17 protein-coding genes and 1 pseudogene are annotated in these 21,429 nt (G+C 58.2%); 7 read left to right on the plus strand and 11 right to left on the minus strand.

The genetic code is table 11. The annotated features are described in order from the left end of the window. The first annotated feature begins 100 nt into the window (after window positions 1-100). Complete coding sequence (locus HA45_RS20360; protein WP_100701915.1) at window positions 101-1,453, plus strand: MFS transporter; 1,353 nt, start codon at window positions 101-103, stop codon at window positions 1,451-1,453. A gap of 123 nt (window positions 1,454-1,576) precedes the next feature. Here HA45_RS20360 and HA45_RS20365 read toward each other — a convergent pair whose 3' ends face one another. Beyond that, a complete protein-coding gene (locus HA45_RS20365; protein ID WP_100701916.1) occupies window positions 1,577-2,485 on the minus strand; it encodes a LysR family transcriptional regulator in 909 nt (302 codons plus the stop codon). A gap of 2 nt (window positions 2,486-2,487) precedes the next feature. Next, window positions 2,488-3,537 carry a dipeptidase gene (locus tag HA45_RS20370; protein ID WP_100701917.1) on the minus strand — a complete coding sequence of 350 codons (1,050 nt, stop codon included), beginning with the start codon at window positions 3,535-3,537 and terminating at the stop codon, window positions 2,488-2,490. A gap of 199 nt (window positions 3,538-3,736) precedes the next feature. On the opposite strand from HA45_RS20370, the gene HA45_RS20375 reads away from it, so the two are divergent. Genes HA45_RS20375 through HA45_RS20400 form a run of 6 tightly spaced genes read left to right on the plus strand, consistent with a single transcriptional unit; the run spans window position 3,737 to window position 10,318 of the window. Then, window positions 3,737-5,332 (plus strand): ABC transporter substrate-binding protein, encoded by a 1,596-nt coding sequence (locus HA45_RS20375; protein ID WP_100701919.1) that lies wholly within the window; start codon window positions 3,737-3,739, stop codon window positions 5,330-5,332. Continuing rightward, window positions 5,332-6,342, plus strand: coding sequence for an ABC transporter permease (locus HA45_RS20380; protein ID WP_100701920.1), 1,011 nt, complete (start codon window positions 5,332-5,334; stop codon window positions 6,340-6,342). The genes HA45_RS20375 and HA45_RS20380 overlap by 1 nt, the downstream gene beginning before the upstream one ends. Then, window positions 6,339-7,238: an ABC transporter permease gene (locus HA45_RS20385; RefSeq protein WP_100701921.1), complete on the plus strand. Its 900-nt coding sequence runs from the start codon at window positions 6,339-6,341 to the stop codon at window positions 7,236-7,238. The genes HA45_RS20380 and HA45_RS20385 overlap by 4 nt, the downstream gene beginning before the upstream one ends. Continuing rightward, window positions 7,239-8,066 (plus strand): ABC transporter ATP-binding protein, encoded by an 828-nt coding sequence (locus HA45_RS20390; protein WP_100701922.1) that lies wholly within the window; start codon window positions 7,239-7,241, stop codon window positions 8,064-8,066. Between the two features lie 3 nt (window positions 8,067-8,069). Continuing rightward, complete coding sequence (locus HA45_RS20395) at window positions 8,070-8,810, plus strand: ABC transporter ATP-binding protein (RefSeq protein WP_100701923.1); 741 nt, start codon at window positions 8,070-8,072, stop codon at window positions 8,808-8,810. Beyond that, window positions 8,807-10,318 carry a serine hydrolase domain-containing protein gene (locus tag HA45_RS20400; protein ID WP_100701924.1) on the plus strand — a complete coding sequence of 504 codons (1,512 nt, stop codon included), beginning with the start codon at window positions 8,807-8,809 and terminating at the stop codon, window positions 10,316-10,318. The genes HA45_RS20395 and HA45_RS20400 overlap by 4 nt, the downstream gene beginning before the upstream one ends. Before the next feature lie 624 nt (window positions 10,319-10,942). Here HA45_RS20400 and HA45_RS20410 read toward each other — a convergent pair. The 9 genes and pseudogenes from HA45_RS20410 to dgcN form a co-directional block, all read right to left on the minus strand. Then, window positions 10,943-11,778 (minus strand): annotated as a pseudogene (locus tag HA45_RS20410) (fumarylacetoacetate hydrolase family protein). Between the two features lie 209 nt (window positions 11,779-11,987). Next, on the minus strand, window positions 11,988-12,809 hold the full coding sequence (locus tag HA45_RS20415; RefSeq protein ID WP_100701926.1) for a M55 family metallopeptidase: 822 nt from the start codon (window positions 12,807-12,809) through the stop codon (window positions 11,988-11,990). Window positions 12,810-13,017: 208 nt separating this feature from the next. Then, a complete protein-coding gene (locus HA45_RS20420) occupies window positions 13,018-14,064 on the minus strand; it encodes a DmpA family aminopeptidase (RefSeq protein ID WP_100701927.1) in 1,047 nt (348 codons plus the stop codon). 2 nt (window positions 14,065-14,066) lie between these two features. Further along, window positions 14,067-14,951: an ABC transporter permease subunit gene (locus tag HA45_RS20425; protein WP_100701928.1), complete on the minus strand. Its 885-nt coding sequence runs from the start codon at window positions 14,949-14,951 to the stop codon at window positions 14,067-14,069. Then, window positions 14,951-15,880 carry an ABC transporter permease gene (locus HA45_RS20430; protein WP_100701929.1) on the minus strand — a complete coding sequence of 310 codons (930 nt, stop codon included), beginning with the start codon at window positions 15,878-15,880 and terminating at the stop codon, window positions 14,951-14,953. Before HA45_RS20430 ends, HA45_RS20425 begins: the two co-directional genes overlap by 1 nt. Window positions 15,881-15,971: 91 nt before the next feature. Continuing rightward, window positions 15,972-17,513 carry a glutathione ABC transporter substrate-binding protein gene (locus tag HA45_RS20435; RefSeq protein WP_100701930.1) on the minus strand — a complete coding sequence of 514 codons (1,542 nt, stop codon included), beginning with the start codon at window positions 17,511-17,513 and terminating at the stop codon, window positions 15,972-15,974. Between the two features lie 21 nt (window positions 17,514-17,534). Beyond that, entirely contained in the window at window positions 17,535-19,400 is a 1,866-nt protein-coding gene (locus tag HA45_RS20440; RefSeq protein ID WP_100701931.1) for an ABC transporter ATP-binding protein, read from the minus strand. 15 nt (window positions 19,401-19,415) lie between these two features. Next, a complete protein-coding gene (gene dgcA, locus HA45_RS20445) occupies window positions 19,416-20,381 on the minus strand; it encodes an N-acetyl-D-Glu racemase DgcA (protein WP_100701932.1) in 966 nt (321 codons plus the stop codon). A gap of 1 nt (window position 20,382) precedes the next feature. Next, complete coding sequence (gene dgcN / locus HA45_RS20450) at window positions 20,383-21,390, minus strand: N-acetyltransferase DgcN (protein WP_100701933.1); 1,008 nt, start codon at window positions 21,388-21,390, stop codon at window positions 20,383-20,385. Between the last annotated feature and the right edge of the window lie 39 nt (window positions 21,391-21,429).

The following is a 21,429-nucleotide window of genomic DNA, read 5'->3' on the forward strand; positions in this document are numbered from 1 at the left end:
TACTTCTAGTCTCCAAAGCAATCCGTTGTGGCAGCACCGTTTCGCTGCCGCAGGACCCCAACCCTCGATAACGAAAAGACCCCAGACCTGGGAGGTTGCAATGGAAAATACATCTGCACGTGGCCGTGACGCCGCGCCAGCACCGATCGCCGATGGACAAGACTTTGTCCCGGCGCGCAGTGATGTGGTGCGCTCACCGCGCATTAGAAAGATTCAGGTTACCGCCATGTTGCTGCTGCTGTTTGCCGCCATCATCAACTATCTCGATCGCAGTTCGCTGTCGGTGGCCAACATGACCATTCGCGGCGAGCTGGGCTTATCAGCCACCGAGATTGGCGTGTTGCTGTCGGCGTTCTCGCTGGCCTACGGCTTAGCGCAGCTGCCATGTGGTGCGCTGCTGGATCGCAAAGGACCGCGCATCATGCTGGCGCTTGGCATGTTTGTCTGGTCACTGTTTCAGGCGGCGGCGGGTCTGGTGCATAACTTCACTCAGTTTGTGCTGGTGCGTATCGGACTGGGCATCGGTGAAGCGCCGATGAACCCGTGCGGCGTCAAAGTGATCAACGACTGGTTCAACATCAAAGACCGCGGTATGCCGATGGGGATGTTTAACGCGGCATCGATGATTGGCCTGTCGATTGCGCCACCGATTCTGGCGGCGATGATGCTGGTGATGGGCTGGCGCGGCATGTTCGTGACCATCGGCGTGCTCGGGATGTTCCTCGCCATTGGCTGGTATCTGATGTACCGCAACCGCGATAACAGCCAACTGAGCGGTGAAGAGATTCACTATTTGCAGGCGGGCAGCGTGGCATCACGCAAAGAGCCGTTGAGCTTTGCCGAGTGGCGCGGCCTGTTCAAGCAGCGCACCATGTGGGGCATGATGATTGGCTTTAGCGGCATCAACTACACCGCGTGGCTCTACATCGCGTGGCTGCCGGGTTATTTGCAATCGACCTATCATCTGGATCTGAAAAGCACCGGTTTGCTGGCGGCGATTCCGTTCCTGTTTGGCGCGGCGGGCATGCTGTTGAACGGTTACGTGGTAGATGCATTGGTGCGTCGCGGCATGGATGCGGTGAAAGTGCGTAAAGTGTCGATTGTCAGCGGCATGCTGCTGTCAGCCGCGTTCACCACTCTGGTGACACGAGCCACTGATACCTCCAGCGCAGTCGCACTGATTGGCATGGCGCTGTTCTGTATCCACTTTGCCGGGACTTCCTGCTGGGGTTTAATTCACGCCAACGTGACAGCGCGCATGACGGCATCGGTGGGCAGTATCCAAAACTTCGCCAGCTTTGTGTTTGCCTCGTTTGCGCCGGTGATCACCGGCTGGGTGCTGGACACCACCAAGTCGTTTAGCCTGGCGCTGATGATTTGTGCAGGTGTCACCGTGGTCGGTGCGCTGGCTTATCTGCTGCTGGTGCGTAAACCGATTACGGATGGGGTGTAAGTCGTCAATAGCGCGATGAATCGCGCTGCTACGGCAGGGTGCATGTTTTTTGAAGCGGCGCAATTTATTGCGCAATCAGTTCGCAGTCTGTTTGCAGTCTGTTCGCGGTCAGTTCGCCGTCATTTACAAGGTAAAAAAACGCGTTTCACACTGCCGCGCGATCTCCCACAGCTTATTGCGGATCACCTGTTTTAACTGCAGGGTCGATTGGGATTGCGGCTGGTCGCGGCGGCTGATCAACATCACCTCAAACGGCAGCGGTTGTGCCACCGGCAGCAGCTTTAACTGGTCGGCATAGCGACAGGCGGTAAACAGATCCACCACGCCCACACCGCCGCCCGCCAGCACCATATCGGCAATCACCGAATAGGTTTTGATCGACAGCGACACCGCCGGGTCCAGCCCCTTATCCCGTAATGCGCGATGCAAGACGCGCCCGAGCGGGTCCTGATTCTGCATCATCAGCAGGTTGTTGGCGCACAGCCACTCCAGCGTGGCGGGTTCGTTATGGGTATGCTGCTGCGGCAATAACGCCACCATCGACGATTGAAACAGCGGCTCGGCCAGCAAAGCGGCATCCACCTGCTGACCAAATACCAGCGCGAAATCGAGCTGATTATCCATGATCATCTGGCACAGCGTGCTGAAGTGCTCGGTGACCAACTCCACGCTCACCGATGCCGCCTGTTGCCGCCAGTTCACCAGTGCAGGCGCTAACACCATCTGGCCAAAGGCATGAGCGGCACCGACACGCACCATTTGCCCTTCACCGCGTCGTAGCTGCTCGGTGAGTTGGGTAATCGACTGCAAACGCTGATAGAGATCTTCCACTTCCGGCAGCAAACGTCGCCCTTCGGCCGTGACCACCATGCCCTGTGCACGGCGCTCAAACAGCGCAAAACCTAACTGCTGCTCGGCGTGCGTCAAAACACGGCTGACATTCGGTTGCGACACATTCAGCAAACGCGCCGCCGCACTGATGCTGCCGGTCTGCACTATCGCCTGAAAAACTTCAATGTGTCGCAATCGCATCGTTACTCGCCCCAGGTGGCTTCGAGCACGCGCAGCCAGTTGCCGTGACAAATTTTTTCCAGTAGCTCACGCGAATAGCCGCGTGCCGCCAGCGCGTTGACCACCAGCGGGAATCCGGCTACGTCTTTCATGTCGCCCGGCATGGTCGCGCCATCCAGATCGGAGCCAAAGCCGACGCCATCTTCCCCCACTTTCTCCAGCAGATATTCCACGTGTTGCACGATGGCATCCACGGTGGTCGGCGCATGACGATCGCCATCTTCACGCAGGAACGGCACGGCGAAGTTCACGCCGACAAAGCCGTGGGTTTCCGCGATGGCCGCCAGCTGGCGGTCAGTGAGATTGCGCGACTGGGCGCTAATCACATGGGCATTGGAGTGGCTCGCCACCAGCGGTGCATCGCTGATCTCGGCCGTGTGCCAGAAGCCCTTCTCATCCATGTGCGACAGGTCAACCATGATGCGGCGCTGATTACAGTCCCGCACCAGTTGTTTACCCGCCGCCGTTAAGCCGTTGCCGACATCCGGCGATGACGGATACAGGAACGGCACGCCCTCACCAAACTGATTGGGACGGCTCCATAACGGACCCAAGGTGCGCAGGCCGCTGGCGTACAGGATATCCAGTAGCTCGCCGTCAGTATCCAGTGCTTCTGCCCCTTCAACGTGCATTACCACCGCCAGCACGCCCTTAGCCATGCAGTCACGAATATCGCGCACGCTGCGGCAAATTTTCACCTGACCGGCCGAAGCCTGTTCGATGCGCAGCAGCAATGCCAGCATCGAAAAAGTGGCATCACGCGCAGCGCCAATAATTTCCTGAGGAAAATCTGAGAGGTCTGGCGCACTTCTTGCAATCAAAGGGTGAGACGGCACCCAGGTGGCAAATATCCCACCTACCATATTGCCTTGACGGATACGGGGAAAATCCATCTGACCGCGCCCAGTGCCCTGCAAAAAGGCCTGTACCGCGTCAGGTTGATGGTGCTGCCACAGTTTATTGAGCACATCGTTATGACCGTCAAAGACTGGAATGTTGATGATTTCAGACATGTTGTGTCGGTTCCATATTCGGGAGAAAGCGCAGGCACTGCCAGCTGGCGGGGCAAATTGCACCAAAAAGAGGCAAAGCTTCACGCATGAAACAAATGACTTAATTCCGTTATTAATCCCCTCGCACAAGGGGAAAGTCAAGACAAAAAACAGCAAAATAACTAAATTTAATATTAATAATCAATAACTTGGAGTTGTCATGGTAACCAGAAGACATTTTCTCGCAGGATGCGCCGCCGTCCCTGCTTTATCCTATCTGAGTCTCAATACCGCCTTCGCCGATACGCCACCGAGTATGTTCGTGATGGCGATGCAACTGGACAACATCACCAGCCTCGATCCGCATGAAAGCTTTGAAGCCACCGGTGGCCAGATCTGCGGCAATATGTATCAGCGTTTAGTCACGCCGGACCCGCAGAAAGCCGATAAAGTGATTGGCCAGCTAGCGAAAAGCTGGGATGTCAGCAGCGATAACGGCACTTATACCTTCCATCTTGATCCGGCGGCAAAATTCGCCGACGGCACGCCGCTGACGGCGGAAGACGTGGCCTATTCGATTGAACGTATCGTCAAGCTGGATAAAAGCCCGGCCTTTATCATCAACCAGTTCGGCTTCACTAAAGACAACGTGACGCAGTTGGTCACCGCGAAAGATGCGCATACCGTGGAAATGAAACTGGGCGCACCAGCCGCCGAAACCTTCCTGCTGTATTGCCTCTCCGCCACCGTTGGCAGCATCGTGTCGAAGAAAGCCTGTGAAGCCAACCAGCAGAACAACGATTTCGGCAATGCGTGGCTGAAGCAGCACAGTGCCGGTTCAGGTGCCTTCACGCTGCGCACCTGGAAAGCCAGCGAAACGGTGATCCTGGAACTGAGCCCGCTGTATGCCGACAAGAGCAAAATTAAGCGCGTGATCCTGAAACACATCGCTGACCCGGCGGCGCAGGCGCTGATGCTGAAAAAAGGCGACGTGGATGCGGCTTACGATCTCACCACCGAGCAGCTGCTGCAGGTGAAAAATGACAGCAACGTGTCGCTGGTGAATCAGTCGCTGTCGGCCATCATGTTGATGTCATGCAACACCAATAATGAATACCTGAAAAAGCCACAGGTGTGGCAGGCCCTGAAGTGGGCGCTGGACTACGACAGCATTCAGAAAAACATTCTATCGATGAGCTTTATTACCCATCAAAGCTTCCTGCCGAGCGGTTTCCCGGCAGCGCTGGATGACACGCCGTTCCACAAAGATCTGGCCAAAGCCAAGTCGCTGCTGGCGGAAGCGGGTTATCCGGATGGCTTCGAGATCACCCTCGACCACTATTCTATGCAGCCTTATCCCGATATCGCTCAGGCGATCCAGACGCAGTTGGGCGCGATTGGCATCAAGGTGTCACTGATCGCGGCGGAAAACCGTCAGGTGTTGACCAAAATGCGTGCCCGTCAGCATCAGCTGGCGCTGACCGTGTGGGGTGCGGACTATTTCGATCCAAACTCCAACACCGAAGCCTTCTGCGTGAACACCGACAACAGCGAAAATGCCCGCAGCCGCACGCTGGCTTGGCGCTGCAGCTGGTCAGATGAAGAGTTCAACAAGCTGACCGAGCAGGCATTGCATGAGCCGGATCCGGCAAAACGTATTGCACTTTATCAGCAGATTCAGCAGTTAGGCCGCGAGAAAAGTCCGTTCATCTACATGATGCAAAAGACCAAGAATGTCGCGTGCGGCAAAAACATCGCGGATGTGCACATGACCGTGCTGGAGCAATGGCCATACGATCAGGTGAAAAAAGCCTGATGCCTTTACTGAAGAAAATCGTCAGCACCCTGGGAAGCCTGGTGCTGACGCTGTTTGGTCTGTCGGTATTGACCTTCTTTATTGGTCGGGTGATGCCGACCGATCCGGTGCTGGCGGCGGTGGGTGATAACGCACCGCAGTCGGTCGTCGATCGGGTGCGGGTGGAAATGGGGCTGGATCAGCCCCTCTACATCCAGTTCGGCCACTACCTCAATCAGCTGCTGCACGGCGATCTCGGCAAATCGATTCTCACCTCGAATCCGGTGACGACCGATATTGCTCGCTTCTTCCCGGCCACCATGGAGTTGGCGACCGCGGCGATTATTATCGCGGCGCTGATCGGCATTCCTTTGGGCGTATGGGCGGCGTTGCGGCAGAGTTCGTGGGTCGATCAAACGATTCGCGTGGTGTGCCTGGCAGGACACTCGCTGCCGGTGTTTGTGCTGGCGCTGCTGAGCCTGCTGGTGTTCTACGCGGTACTCGGCATTGCGCCGGGGCCAGGGCGGCAGGACATCATCTGGCAGGATATGGTGCCGCAGGTCACTGGCTTTCTTACCATCGATTCGCTGTTAGCCGGTGAAACCGACGCCTTCTGGGATGCGCTGGCACACATGGCGCAGCCGGTGCTGATCCTTGCCTACTTCAGCATGGCCTATATCACGCGCATGACGCGCACTTTCATGCTAAACGCCTTGGGCGGTGAGTTCGTGATCACTGCGCGCGCCAAAGGCTTGTCATCGCGTCGGGTTATCTGGCGGCATGCCTTCCCCACCGTGGCGGTGCAATTGGTGACGGTGCTGGCGCTGACCTATGCCGGATTGCTGGAAGGCGCGGTGGTAACCGAAAACGTCTTCGCCTGGCCGGGCCTTGGCCAATACCTCACCACCTCATTAATGAACGCCGACATGAACCCGGTGGCCGGCGCAACCTTGCTGGTGGGCTCCGTGTATGTGCTGCTCAATCTGCTGGCTGACCTTCTTTATCGACTTTGGGATCCACGCGTAAAATGATCTTCTTCTCTCGTGACTGGCTGCTGGACGATACGCCTGCCAATCGCCGTCAGGCGGTGTGGGGCCGACGCTATCGCTTATGGCTCAGCCTGCGCAGCAATCCGCTGGCGATGGCGGGACTGGCGGTTATCGCCGTCATGCTGTTCCTCGCGCTGTTTGCCCCGTGGCTGACGCCGTTTACTCCCAGTGCACAGCATCTGGAAAATCGTCTGGCTGCGCCCTCAATGGCCAACTGGCTGGGCACCGATGAGCTGGGCCGTGATGTCTGGACACGTATTATCTACGGTGGACGCACCACGCTGGGCATGGTGATCGCAGTGGTGCTGCTCACCGCCCCGCTCGGCCTGCTGATTGGCTGCATCGCGGGCTACGCAGGCGGGATCGTCGATAAAGCGCTGATGCGCCTGACCGATATCTTCCTCGCTTTTCCACGCTTGATTCTGGCGCTGGCGTTTGTTGCCGCGTTGAAACCCGGTATCGAGAGCGCGATTCTGGCGATTGCCTTAACCGCATGGCCGCCGTATGCGCGTCTGGCACGTGCCGAAACCTTGCAGTTTCGCCACAGCGATTTTATCGCCGCCAGCCGACTCACCGGAGCGTCACCGTTGCGCATCATCCTGCGCCACATCATGCCGCTGTGTGTGCCGAGCCTGATTGTGCGCGTTACGCTGGACATGAGTTCCATCATCATCACCGCCGCCAGCCTCGGCTTTCTCGGCATGGGCGCACAGCCGCCGTCGCCAGAGTGGGGCACGATGATTGCTACCGCGCGCCGCTTCCTGTTCAGCGAATGGTGGGTGCCGCTGATGCCGTGTATCGCCATCTTCCTGACCTCGCTGGCGTTTAACTTTCTCGGCGACGGTCTGCGCGACGTGCTGGACCCTAAGGAGCGCTAAATGCTGGTGGAAATTGAAAATCTGCGCATTGCCTTTCGCAGTCGCACGGAAACCTTTGAAGCGGTTCGCGGCGTGAGTTTTAGCGTTGGCCGCGAGAAGTTTGCCATTGTCGGCGAGAGTGGATCGGGTAAGTCACTTACCGCACGCTGTTTGATGCAATTACTGCCAGGCAATGCCGAAGTCACCGCCGACGTGTTGCGTTTTGACGGTATCGATCTGCGCGGCGCCAGCGAAAAAGTATTGCGTAAAATCCGCGGTAAACGCGTTGGATTTATCCTGCAGGACCCGAAATATTCACTCAATCCGGTGATGACCATTGGTCAACAGATTGCCGAAGCCTGGCGTGAGCACAAAGGCGGCAGCTGGAAAGCCGCGATGCTGGCGGCGATTGATTTGCTGGAGCAGGTGAAAATTCGTGATGCTGCTGCCGTGGCGAAACGCTATCCGCATGAAGTTTCCGGCGGGATGGGCCAGCGCGTGATGATTGCCATGATGCTGGCACCGGATCCGGAACTGCTGATCGCCGATGAGCCCACCAGCGCGCTGGATGCCACGGTGCAGGCGGAGATCCTCAAGCTGATTGACGATCTGGTATCGGCGCGCGGCATGGGGTTGATCCTGATCAGCCACGATCTGCCGTTGGTGTCGCACTTTTGCGATCGCGTAGCGGTGATGTACGCCGGGCGCATTGTTGAGTTACTGGACGCCGGGCAATTGCAGCAGGCACAGCATCCGTATACGCGCGGGCTGCTGGCCTGTTTGCCCTCGTTAAAACATCCACGCGAACGTTTACCGGTATTACAGCGCGATGCGGCGTGGCGGGAATAATTTATGATTGAAATCGATAACCTGCGCATCGCCTTTGGTGCGCATACAGTGGTGAAAGACGTCAGCTTCGCGGTGGCCAACGGCGAAAGCTTTGGCATGGTCGGCGAAAGTGGCTCAGGCAAATCCACCATTCTGCGCGCCCTCGCCGGGCTCAATGCCGACTGGCAGGGCAGCATGAAATTTGGCGGTATGGAACTGGGCGCCAAACGCAGCCGCGCGTTCTATCGTCAGGTGCAGATGGTGTTTCAGGACCCGTTTGGTTCGCTGCATCCACGTCAAACCATCGACCGCATCCTGCATGAGCCGCTGCTGGTGCATCAACTCGATCGCGCGGAACAGCGCATCAGCCAGGCGCTAAGCGAAGTCGGCTTACCGGCCGCCGTGCGCTTCCGTTATCCGCACCAGCTATCCGGCGGTCAGCGTCAGCGCGTGGCAATTGCCCGCGCATTGATTGCCGAGCCGGAAGTGCTGCTGCTGGATGAGCCGACATCGGCGCTGGATGTGTCGGTGCAGGCGGAAATCCTGAATTTACTCAGCGATCTACGCACTGAGCGCAAACTCACCTACATTATGGTGACGCATAACCTCGCGGTGGTGACGCATCTGTGCCAGCGCATCGGGGTGATGCAGCATGGTGAGATGGTGGAGCAGTTGAGCGCGGAGGATTTACGTGCGCGGCGCATCCAGCATCCGCATACCGCTCAACTGTTTGATCTCAGCATGACGCTGGAGGAACCGGCATGACCGCGAACTGGCAACAGGCCGCCGAGGTGGCGCAGCACATTACCCAGGGCTGGCAGCAGCCCGGCGCACCGGGTGGTGCGATAGTGCTGTTTGATGCCCATCAGATTCACGCTACGCACTGCGCCGGATTGGCCGATCTGGCGCAGCAAACGCCGTTCAGCGCCGACAGCGTGGTGCGTTTTGCCTCGATTACCAAGCATCTATTTGCCGCTCTGGTCACCGGGCCGGGCCGCCGCTATCTGCAACTCGACGACAAGCTGGTGCAGCATCTGCCGCAACTCACGGGTGCCAACGGCCAGATCACCGTCGGCCAGGCGCTGGATATGAGCAGCGGTTTGCCCGACGTGCGTGAAACCCTGTCGCTGCTGGGATTGTCGGTGTACAACGCCACCAGCGCCGCCGAACTGCTGGATTTTGTCGCTCAGGAAGGCGATCTCAGCTATCCGCCGGGCAGCGAGATCTCATACACCAACACCGGTTACCGTCTGGTGGAAGAGGCGCTGAAAGCCAAAGGCGTGTTGTTCAACGACCTGCTGCAACAGTATGTTTGCGAGCCGCTGGATATCAGCTTGATCGCGCCGGAAACCTGGTTCGATATTGTGCCGGGACTGGTGCCGGGTTACTGGCAAAACGGCGCGCAGTGGCAGCTCTCCAGCGCTGGATTACATCTTTCCGCCTCGGGCAGTGTCACCGGCAGCGTCAATCATCTGACGCGCTGGCTGCAAAGTCTGCTGGCGGACAGCGGACCCGGCGCGGACGTGTTGCAACGACTGAGCGCCCCGCGCAACCTCAACGATGGCCGCACCAGCGGTTACGGACTGGGTATCACCAGTTCCACGTTGGGCAGCCAGACGCTGTTCGGGCACGGCGGATCGCACGCGGGTTATAAAAGCTATTTCCTGCTGCATCCCGAGCTGAAGCTGGGCGTGGCGATTGTCGCTAACCGTGAAGATGTGGCGACCTCGGAAAGTGCCTTGCGGGTGATGGCGGCGCTGCTCAATCGCACGTTGCCAGAGAAGGGTCACGATCTGACGCCAGGCTTATACGTGGCGGAAAACGCCGCCGACTGGCTGGACATTCAGGGTGTGACCGCCACCTGGCTCGGTGCCGGGGAAACGCTGTGGCGCGCCGATCCGCACGGCGATGCGGTGTCGCTCTCCAGCACCTTCCCGATCACGCTACGCCATGAGGGTGAAGCGATTGTTGGTGAGATTGGCCATGCGGCACGCCGTTTTGTGCCAGTGCAGGCGGACAGCGCCAGCCTTGATAACCTGCAAGGCCGCTGGTTTGCACAGCCGTGGCGCAGTGAAATGGTGATTGAGGGTGACCGTTTGGTGATGGGCATCGGCCCGGCGGCGATTCATGCCAGTTTGCAATCGCTGGGCGGCGATCGCGTGCTCGCCACCGCGCAGGATGGACCGTGGGAAAAACGTTTTGTGATAGCGCGGGAAGGCGACAAAGTGCGGCTGCTGTTGAATCGCAGCCGCGTGGTGACTTTTACGCGATAAGCGGTCGCCCTTGATGACGTGAAGCTGGTCGATGAAAATCACATTCGCAAAAGCTGCCACTGTTAAAAGTGGCAGCTTTTTTGTTTGGGTTAGAATGCAGAGGTGCGGGCCAGCGCACCTCTGCTGCTACCGGGCCGTCCTCGCGCCGCTGACGCGGTGCCTTCGGCTTCCACGTCGCGCCGGGCGGACCGTTCGGGGTAAGGCCATCCAGGCCAACCCGAACTGCCAGTCGCATCCTTGCGACTGGCTCCTGGCCCAACGTAAAAGCCTCAGCGCTGCGGATAGCCCTTGCAGCAGCAGAGGTGCGCTGGCCTCAACTATTGTGCCCTTTTTCACCACGCGCATTGAAGCTTCAGAGCAGGCTGGTGCCGTAAGGGGGCTGGCAATCCGCAGCGCTGAACAGAATGAGTATGCCAGGAGAGCCCGCCGGACGCGGGGCGAAAGGCGGGCCGGCACAGGATGTGCCATCCCGCCGGTCCGTCAGGCAGACGAATGAAGTGAAGGCACCGCGTGAGCGGCGCGAGGACCGCCAGCCCCTGAGCGGCATCAGACGGCGTTATCACCTGCCACAGAATGAAATATTATTTCACCTAAATGGCAATCGGTTCATTTAAGCGCCAATGATCAAACAATGTGGTGCCGCAAACGACCAATCTTCTCGATTTCCACTTCAATCACATCGCCGGGGAACATAAACAGCGGTGGCGTGCGTTTTTTACCGACGCCACCCGGTGAACCGGTGATGATCACATCGCCTGCTGACAGCGGCTGAACGCCGAGATGTATTCAATGATTTTCGCCACCGGATGCACCATGCTGGCAGTGGTATCGTTCTGCACTTCACGCTGATTCAGCCAGGTTTTGATCGCCAGCTGTTGCGGATCGGGGATCTCATCTGAGGTGGTCATCCACGGACCAAAGCCACCGGTCTGCTGCCAGTTTTTTCCGGCGGTGAACCAGGTGAACTGCATGTCACGCACCGTGGCATCCATAAAGCAGCTGTAACCGGCAACGTGTTGCAGTGCATCGGCTGCTTTAACCTGATAGGCCGCTTTACCGATGATCACCGCCAGTTCGCCTTCGTAATCAAACTCCTGCGTGGTGGCCGGTTTCAACAGTGGCTGCTCGTGTCCTGCCAGGGAATCGGCAAAGCGCACAAACAGCGTCGGCGCTTCGATAGTCTCAGCAAACTCTTTGCGCTTGTCCGCGTAGTTCATGCCGACACAGAACACTTTGCCAGGATTTTCCACTACCGGCAGAAAGCGGATAGCGCTGAACGGGTGATCCGCTGGCAGTGAGCTAAAGGCTTGCAGGTCGCTGACCGCGCCGCGTTGTAATAAAGATTTCAGGTCCGGGCATTCCGCACCGAGGCGCGAACCGACATCAATCACACCCTCTTCCAACACGATTCCGTAACTTTTTCTTTCCTGGTCAATAAGATAAAAACTGCAGAGCTGCATGACTGCCTCGTTGTTATATATAAATTGCGCGCAGATTACCAAAAGCCAGCAGGAAATGCGGTACGACCTGCCAATAATGTGCCTAAGCGTTGATGCGTGATCGCTGATCTATTGATTGCCATCCATGGCAACCCTGCAAACATCCGTTAGGTGTGCAGTCATGGCAGCCTTCCGAGCATTTGTAGGGTGCGCATTGATGCGCACAAAAATTACGACTGGGTGCTGGCCAGATAGGAGAATGCGCTTAACAGGCTAATCAGCGTGCCCATCTGCTCGGCGCGATAGCCTACTGTCACGCCATCAATCCGGGTGACGCCGGGAATCAGACAGAACAGATCCGCCAGTACCGGTTTGCTGGCTTGTAACTGCATCTCATAAGGTGCGGTCAAACGTGTAGTGCTGATCTGCCGCGCACGCTGTACCGCAGCGGTGGCAGCAGCGCGAAGGGCGTTTTGTGCCGCTTGCGGGCTGATGGATTCGGCGCAGGTGTGGGAAATCGCGCGTTTGACGCAAACGTAATCCACAGACGGATAGTGTTCGCCGATCCACCCTTGCAGCTGATCGTCGCCGCTTACGAGCCACAGCGGTGTGCCCTGCTCGGCGGCGGCGGCAGCGTAGATATCGCTTTCGCCCATCACTTTGCCGTTGATATGGATGCGCCAGAACGCGCGGCCGTTGATGGTATGCGCCAGCACGCCGGGTTCGCCCGCCGCGCTGTGATAGCCGATAAAGAACAGGCCATCAAAAGGCTGCTGCTCAATGCCTTCTACCATCGATAATCCACGCGGTTTGCCTTGCACCATGCGCGCACGCGGGTCGATGTTTTCCGCGCGCAGGTTGGTCATTTGCGCATGGCTGTCGGCCACCACCACTTCGGTGGCTCCGCCCGCAAACGCGCCCTCGATGGCGGCGTTCACTTCCTGTTCCATCAGCCCACGCGCCAGCTGGTGTTCCGCATGGCCAGGTGAACACTGTTCCGGACGCATCACGCCCGCGATACCTTCAATGTCAGCAGAGATGAATATTTTCATGAGTTAGGTAAATTCCATGCGGGTAGTGAGTTAAACCCTGTACGGGTTAACCGCACATACTGTAGCGCCGCGATTTATCGCGCATCTTTGCAGCCGCTGAGTCGCTGTCATAAGCGCAATAAATTGCGCCGCTACGGGTAACTGTGCGTCAGGGACAACTTTAAGCCGGCTGCAAGCATTGCTAAAAGACACACCATAAATTGTGCCGCTACGGTTTGATTAATTCATCCAGCACCTGCGTCAGTGACGGACGATGATGGCCGCGAAAACCCGTGACCGATTCGGCACTTAATAGCGCATCCAGCACCGCGTGTTCGGTGGCATCGGCGGCGGCGGCGAGCAGCGGTTCCAGTGCCGCATCTTCCGGCGGATTTGGTTGCGTTTGTGTGGAAAACGCCACAGCAATATCACCGGATCCATGTCCCCAATAGCTGCCCAAACGGCCTAATCCCGCCCCCGCGCGTTTGGCTATGCGCTTGAGCTGGCGCGCATCCAGCGGTGCATCGGTAGCCATAATGATGATGATGGAACCGGCATCGCGCTGCGGCGTCAGTTCTGGCAACAACGGCCCAATCAACTCGCCGAGTCGCACGCCATCCAGCGTTAACGCATTTAGTGCACCAAAGTTAGCCAGCACCAGCACGCCCAACGTGGCATTCAGTGAAGGAATTAAGCGCGACGCGCTGCCGATGCCGCCTTTCAAACTGAAGCAGCTCATGCCGCGCCCGGCACCGACGCTGCCACGGGCGAAATCGGCCTGTGCAGAATCGAGCGCGTCCTGCGCCATGGTTTCGGTAACGGCCAGCGCCTGAATGTCATTCAGCCAGCCGTCGTTACACTCCAGCGCCAATGGATTGACGGTCGGCAGACTGCGGCCCAACTCTGGATTACGGCTGATGGCATCGCGCACCAGCGTGGTAAACAGCGTGCCCACCGCCAGCGTGTTGCTGAGCAGAATCGGCGTTTGCAGCACGCCCAACTCTTCGATTTGCACCAACCCCACCGGCTTGGCAAAGCCATTGAATACCGCCGCGCCACAGGGCAACGGATGTAAAAACAGGTTATCGCCCGGCGGCACAATCGCGGTGACGCCGGTTTGCCGTTCACCGTCTGCCAGCGTGTGATGACCGACGCGCACTCCGGGTACATCGCTGATACGATTGGTGTCCCCGCAGGCGCTGCGCGGTTGCCCGAGCTGGCGCTCCGTGCGCCAGCGTTGCAGCAGCAGATCGCGCTGCAGTTGTTGAAAATCCATGTTTAGCTCTTCAGTTTGGGATCGAGCGTATCGCGCAGTGCATCACCCAGCAGGTTAAACGCCAGCACGGTAATAAAAATGGCCAGGCCGGGGAACACGCTGACGTGCCATAAACCCGCCATCATCATGCTGCGGCTCATTGCCAGGATATTGCCCCACTCCGGCACATCCGGTTCAGGACCAAGGCCGATAAAGCTCAGGCCTGCCGCTGTGAGAATACTGGTGCCGATGCGCATGGTAAAATAGACAATCACATTCGAGAGCGTGCCCGGCAAAATATGGCGCAGCATAATCACGCGATCCGGTGCACCGGCGCAGCGTACCGCTTCGACATACGCAGCCTGTTTGAGTGACAGCGTTGAGGCACGCACGATGCGGGCAAACACCGGCACGCTGAATACCGCTACGGCGATAATCACGTTATTCAGTCCCGGACCGAGAATCGCCACCACCGCAATCGCCAGCAGCATACCCGGGAAGGCGAACAGCACGTCGGAACCGCGCATGATCAGCATATCGACCCAGCGGCCGTAATACCCCGCCAGCAAGCCGAGCAGCACACCCACCACCATGCCCAGCGTCACGGATAGCACGCCGACATAAAGTGAAATGCGTGCGCCGTAGATGATACGGCTCAGCAGATCGCGCCCCAAATCATCGGTGCCCATCCAGTGTGCGGCTGACGGCGGCGAGGACAACGCCATCCAGTCTGGCGCCATTGGATCCCACGGAGCCAGCCACGGCGCGAAAATCGCCACCAGCACCAGCAATAAGACAAAACCGCCCGAGACCAGCGCCAGCGGATTGCGCACAAAAGCGTGCAGGAAATCGCGCCACGGCGAGCGAATGGTCTGTGACGACGCGGCAGAGAGAGATTGTGTACTCATCACGACTCCTGTCGCAGGCGAATGGCTGGATTGACCACGGCGTACAGCAGATCCACCAGCAGGTTAATCACAATAAATTCAAACACGAACAGCATCACCAGCGCCTGAATCACCGGTTGATCCTGCGCTTTGATCGACTCGATCAACAGCCAGCCCAAACCGGGCCAGTTGAAGACGCTCTCCACCACGATCGATCCGCCGAGCAGAAAACCAAACTGCAAACCGAGCATGGTGATCACCGGGATCAGCGCGTTGCGCATCACGTGTTTCCACGTCACGAGACGGTTGCGCAGTCCTTTGGCTTTGGCGGTGCGCACGTAATCTTCCTGCGCCACCTCAAGGAACGCCGAGCGGGTGAAACGCGCCATGACGGCGGCCACGGAAGAACCCAACGTGATAGCGGGCAATATGATGTCGCTGGCTTTGTTAAAACCGCTCACCGAGAACAGGCCAAATGGCATGGCGACGAACTGGATCAGCAGCAGGCCGAGCCAGAAGGTCGGCATCGAGATGCCGCCGACGGCCACGCTCATCAGCGTCCAGTCCTGCCATTTCCCCCGCTTCAGCGCCGCCAGCACACCGAGAAACAAGCCGAGAATCACCGACCACGCAAAGCCCGCCAGCGCCAGCCACATCGTTGGCATAAAGCCCTGCTTAATCACCTCCAACACCGGTTGTTGCGTGCGGTAGGTGACACCGAGATCGCCACGTAATAGCCCACCAATCCAGTTGACGTACTGCTGTGGCAACGGATCGTTGAGGCCAAGATGCTGGCGTGCGGCTTCGACCGCTTCGATCGGGGCGTCTGGTCCGGCGTAAATACGCGCCGGATCGCCGGGGAGCAGCTTGATAAAGCCGAACACCAGTAGCGAGACCACCAGCAGAACTGGGATCATCTCCAGCAGTCGGCGAATGATGTATGAAAACATGCGGTTCCTTTTCGATGGGTATCCAGGCGCGCATAAATGCGCACCCTGCAATGTAGGGCCGCCATTTCTGGCGACCCATAACCGCATCTCGTTACTTGAATGAAGCCAGGGTATAAATGAAATTGCCGTCTGCCAGCATCGATACGCCGCTCAGGTTGCTGCGCTTGCCCACCAGGTTATCTGGCGTGCCGAGGAACGCGACCGGCGCATCTTTCCACAGCAGCTTCTGCGCTTCGGCATAGGCTTCACCGCGCTTAGCGGGATCGGCGGTGGCTAATCCACCGGCAATCGCTTTATCCACGTCCGGATTGCTGAAGTACGAGACGTTATACGAGGTCGGCACCCAAGATTCGGTGGCATACAATGGACGCAGCGCCCAGTCCGCATCACCGGTCGAGGTTGACCAGCCGCCGTAGTAGAGGTCGAATTCTGCTTCTTTCGGATCCTTCACACCCCACAGCTTGGCGTTACGCGTGCCGGAATCCATCGGCGTCACCGTGGCGCGAATGCCGACGGTGGCCAACTGGGCTTTCAGCACCTGCGCCGCGCGCACGCTGGCGGTGGTGTTGGTGGTCCACAGTTTCAGATCCAACCCGTTCGGATACCCTGCGGCTTTCAGCAACGCTTTGGCTTCATCCGGCGCGTAGTGATAATTCGGCTCGCTCTGCTTCTGGTAGAACTGCACGCCTTCCGGCATCGCGGAAGAAGCCGGTTTACCCATGCCAGCAAACGCCACTTTCAACCACAGATTGCGGTCGATGGCGTAGTTGATTGCCTGACGCACGCGCACATCCGCCAATGGCTTGTGCTGGGTGTTGATCGCCATGTAGTAGAGATAAATGCTGGGATCGCGCTGGATCGCTAATTTGCTGTCGCTCTGTACAGTGGCGATCAGATCCGATGGCAGCGGCCAGATCGCATCAACCTGCCCTGATTTCAGTGCGGCAACACGCGTGGCATCTTCCGGGCTTGGCGAGAAGGTCACGTTATCCACCTTCGGCCAACCCTTCTGCCAGTAACCGTCGTACTTCACCAATGAAACGGCTTTGCCCGGCTGCCACTGCACAAATTTAAACGGACCGGTGCCGACCGGATGCAGGCGCAGCTGCGCTTCTTCTGGATACTGTTTGAGGATTGCCGGGCTCCACATCACCGCTGACGGATGCGCCAGGGTGTTGATGAAGGCACCAAATGACTGGTTGAGATCGATTTTTACCTGATCCGGTGCCAGCACCGTGACTTTGGCAATCATCTTGTACAGGCTGTTACGCTTCAGGCCTTTGGTCTGATCGGCAAGGCGATCGAGGTTAGTTTTTACCGCTTCAGCATCAAACGGCGTGCCGTCCTGGAAGGTGACGCCTTTGCGCAGCGTCAGGGTAAATTCGGTGGCGCTGTCATTGCTGGTGTAACTGGTCGCCAGCCACGGTTGCAGCTTCATCTGCGCATCGAACTGGAACAGACGCTCAAACATCCCGCTCTGCACGGAATAGCTGACGTTATCTGAGGTGTCGTGCGGATCGAGGCCGGTGATATCGGCATACATCGAAATGCGCAGATCCTGCGCTTGCGCGGCAACAGCCAGCGCAAGGGTCAATCCAACAGCCAGTGACGAACGGCGAAAAATCGATTTCATGAAATCTCCTGGTATTGAGTGTTAACGCGATGCAATGTCGTCAGCGACCCAGTGTTGCGGCGCAACCTGGCGGTAACGGGGTTTAATGACCGTTTCACCCACCTTGCGCAGCGGCGATGGAATTTCGCTGTCTTCGAAAGTGCGGGGTTGACGGTTCTGGGGATCGGCCACTGGCACGGAGGCCAGCAGACGTTGGGTATAAGGATGTTGCGGTTGGTTGAACACCGACTGACGCGGCCCGAGTTCAACTATCTGCCCGAGATACATCACCGCCACGCGATTGGCGATACGCTCCACCACCGCCATGTCATGCGAGATGAAAATCCACGCCACGCCGGTTTGCTTTTGCAGGTCCATCATCAGGTTCACCACCTGCGCCTGAATCGACACATCCAGCGCCGAAACGGCTTCATCGGCAATGATGACTTTGGGTTTCAGCGCCATGGCACGAGCGATGGCGATACGCTGGCGCTGACCGCCAGAGAATTCGTGCGGATAGCGCTGCGCATGTTCGGGCAGCAGGCCCACGCTTTTCAGTAAGGCTTCAACCTGTGGCGTGGCCTCTTCCAGTGACTTCACCAGACCGTGCAACATTAACGGCTCGGCAATGGTGAAACCGACGGTGAGACGCGGATTGAGCGACGCATAGGGGTCCTGAAACACCATCTGAATTTCACGACGCAGCGGCTGGAATTCTGCTTCTTTCAGGTTGGCGATTTCACTGCCCTGGAAATGAATGCTGTCGGCCTGGCTGTTAATCAGGCGCATCAGCGCGCGGCCAGTGGTGGATTTGCCGCAGCCGCTCTCACCGACAATCGCCAGGGTTTCGCCCGGCCACAGGCTGAAATCGATCTGCTCCACCGCATGCACCTGATGGGTGAGCGCCGAAAAGATGCCGCTGCGAATCGGGTAATAAACTTTTAAACCGCGCACATCGAGCAACGGTGTTTCGTCGTAACGTGCCGTGCGCTGTTCACCGCTATCGGTGGGCTGCGCGCCGACTAACGGAAAACGCTGTGGCCATGCGTGTTCACGCATATCGCCCAGTTTCGGTACTGCGGCGAGTAACGCCTGGGTATAAGGATGCTGCGGGGCGTTGAAGATCTCTGTCACCGTACCCTGTTCCACCACTTCACCGCGCAGCATCACCACCACGCGGTCGGCGATTTCCGCCACCACGCCCATGTCATGGGTGATAAACAGCACCGCCATCTGCTTCTCACGTTGCAGATCGCGCAGGATGTGCAAAATGCGCGCCTGCACCGTGACGTCCAGTGCGGTGGTCGGTTCATCGGCAATCAGCAGTTGCGGATCGCACACCAGCGCTTGGGCAATCATCACGCGCTGGCGCATGCCGCCTGACAGTGAATGCGGATAGCTTTTCATCACGCGATCGACATCGGCAATGCGCACCTGGCGCAGCAGCTCACGTGCTCGCGCAATGGCAGTAGGTTTGTCACACAGCTGTTGATCGCGCAGGGCTTCGGTAAGCTGATCGCCCACGCGCAGCACCGGATTGAGCGAGGTCATTGGCTCCTGAAAAATCATCGCCATTTCACGACCGCGCAAGGTGCGGCGCTGGTTTTCATCCAGCTTCTCCAGCGCGTGTGCTTTGCCCTGCCGATCGCGGAACTGCATATTGCCGCGATCGATACGGCCTGACGCCGGCAGTAAGCCCATTACTGCCAGAGAAGTGACCGATTTGCCCGAGCCGCTTTCACCCACCACAGCAACAATTTCACCGGGGTGAATGGCAAAGCTGATGCCTTTAAGCGCCTGGTTTTCGCCGCTACGACCGCGAAACGAGACGCTGAGATCCTGAATCGCGAGTACCGGCGCGGAACCGGCAACGCTGGCGGCGTTGGGAGAGAGTAAAGTGTCCGTCATCGTTGCCTCTTGCGGTTACAGCCAGATTCGGCCCTGAGAGTAAGAAAGGAAGGGGGAACTGTCGGCAGCCAGCCAAATCGGGCCATCCAGATCGATATGTTCCGCAGCAATCGCCACAGGTAGCGCTGCTTCCATCGCCAGTGAAGAGCCCAGCATGCAGCCCACCATCAGGCGCATATCCAGCTTTTGTGCCTCTTCCACCATCGCCAGCGCTTCGGTCAGACCGCCGCACTTATCCAGCTTGATGTTGATCATCTCGTAGCGATTACGCAGCCCGGCGATGTCTTCACGCGTGTGGCAACTCTCGTCAGCACAGATGGGAATAGGATGGGCAAAACGTTGCAGGTCCTGATCCTGCCCGGCAGGCAGCGGCTGTTCAACCATGGCAATGTTGAAGGCTTGCAGAGCAGTAAGCAGACTCTGGAGATCGACGCCAGACCAGGCTTCGTTGGCGTCAATGATCAGGGTGGCACGTGGCGCAGCCTTTCTGATGGCCGCCACCTTCTCTAAAATCTCGTCACGGTTGAGTTTGATTTTTAGCAGGATGGCACCGCGCGACACCGCATCAGCGGCGGCAGCGGCCATGTTTTCGATGGAATCGAGACTTAAGGTTTCGGCGGTGATCACCGATGGCGGTGCAGCGCGTTCGCACTGCTGCCACAGCGTCTGCTTCGCCAGCGCGGCATCAAGGCGCCACAGCGCGCAGTCCAGCGCATTCCGCGCTGAACCGGCAGATAAACGGCGTTGCAGATCGAGTCGACTCAAGCCCGCTTCCACATCCTCTCGCATCGCTTCCAGTTGCGCTTGCACACTGTCTGGCGTTTCATCGTAGCGCGGCGTCGGTGTGCACTCGCCACGACCAATAAAGCCGTTTTGCTCCAGCGTGACGCGAATGACGGTGACGGCAGTACGAGTGCCACGTGAGATGGCGAAAGGGCGCGCCAGCGGCAGCTCGATCACTTCAATCTGCATGCGCCGCATCTTAGCCACGCTCCTGCAGCAGCGCAGCGATATCGGCGATACCAAAACGCACCGGATCGGTAGCGGGCACGCCAAATTCGGCACTGACTTCTGCACAGAACGCACGGGCTTCTGCTTCGCTGTAGTTCGAGGTGTTGATGGCGAAACCGGCCAGCTGCACGTTGTCGCTGGTGACGTGCGCCGCGCGCAGGTTGGCTTCCACGCAATCTTTCAGGCTGACCATCGGTTGATGCGGCAGGTGGCGCATATGAGGGCGGCCCATTTCGTGGCACATCACCAGCCAGTGCGGCTGTGCACCGTGAATCAGGCCCATGCTGACGCCCGCGTAAGAAGGATGGAACAGCGAACCCTGACCTTCAACGATATCCCAGTGGTCGGCGTCATTGGCCGGTGACAGCGCTTCGACCGCGCCCGCGATGAAGTCGGCAATCACGGCATCAATGGCAATACCTTCACCCGCCACCAAAATGCCGGTTTGGCCAGTGGCACGGAAATCGGCTTTCATGCCGCGTTCATGCATCGCCGCTTCCAGCGCCAGCGAGGTGTACATCTTACCGACTGAGCAATCTGTACCGACAGTAAGTACACGCTTACCTGTGCGCTTCTTACCGCTGCCGACATTCAGTTTTGGACGCATATGGCGCAGGTCAAACAGCTCAACGCCAAATTTTTCGGCCAGCGCCACCAGCTCTGGCTCATCCACCAGACGATGGTGCAAACCGCTCGCCACATTCATCCCGGCTTTGATTGCGCCTTTAACGGTGTCGAGCCAATGCTCTGGCAAATAACCACCGGCATTGGCGGTGCCGAGCACCAGCGTTTTTGCGCCACGCTCTTTCGCCGTAGCGATGTCGAGCACGTCCAGACCTAAGCTGACAGTACAGCCCGGCAGTTTGATTTCGCCCACGCACTGTTCTGGTCGCCAGACGTGAATGCCGCGAGCGGTTTTAGCAGCCAGTGGATCGGTGACATCGCCAAGGAAGAGCAAATAGGGTTGTGGGATAAGCATGATGTTTCTCGTTTCAGACGGGTTATAGGGCCTGAATTG

Source organism: Pantoea rodasii (assembly GCF_002095465.1).
Lineage (GTDB): Bacteria > Pseudomonadota > Gammaproteobacteria > Enterobacterales > Enterobacteriaceae > Pantoea > Pantoea rodasii.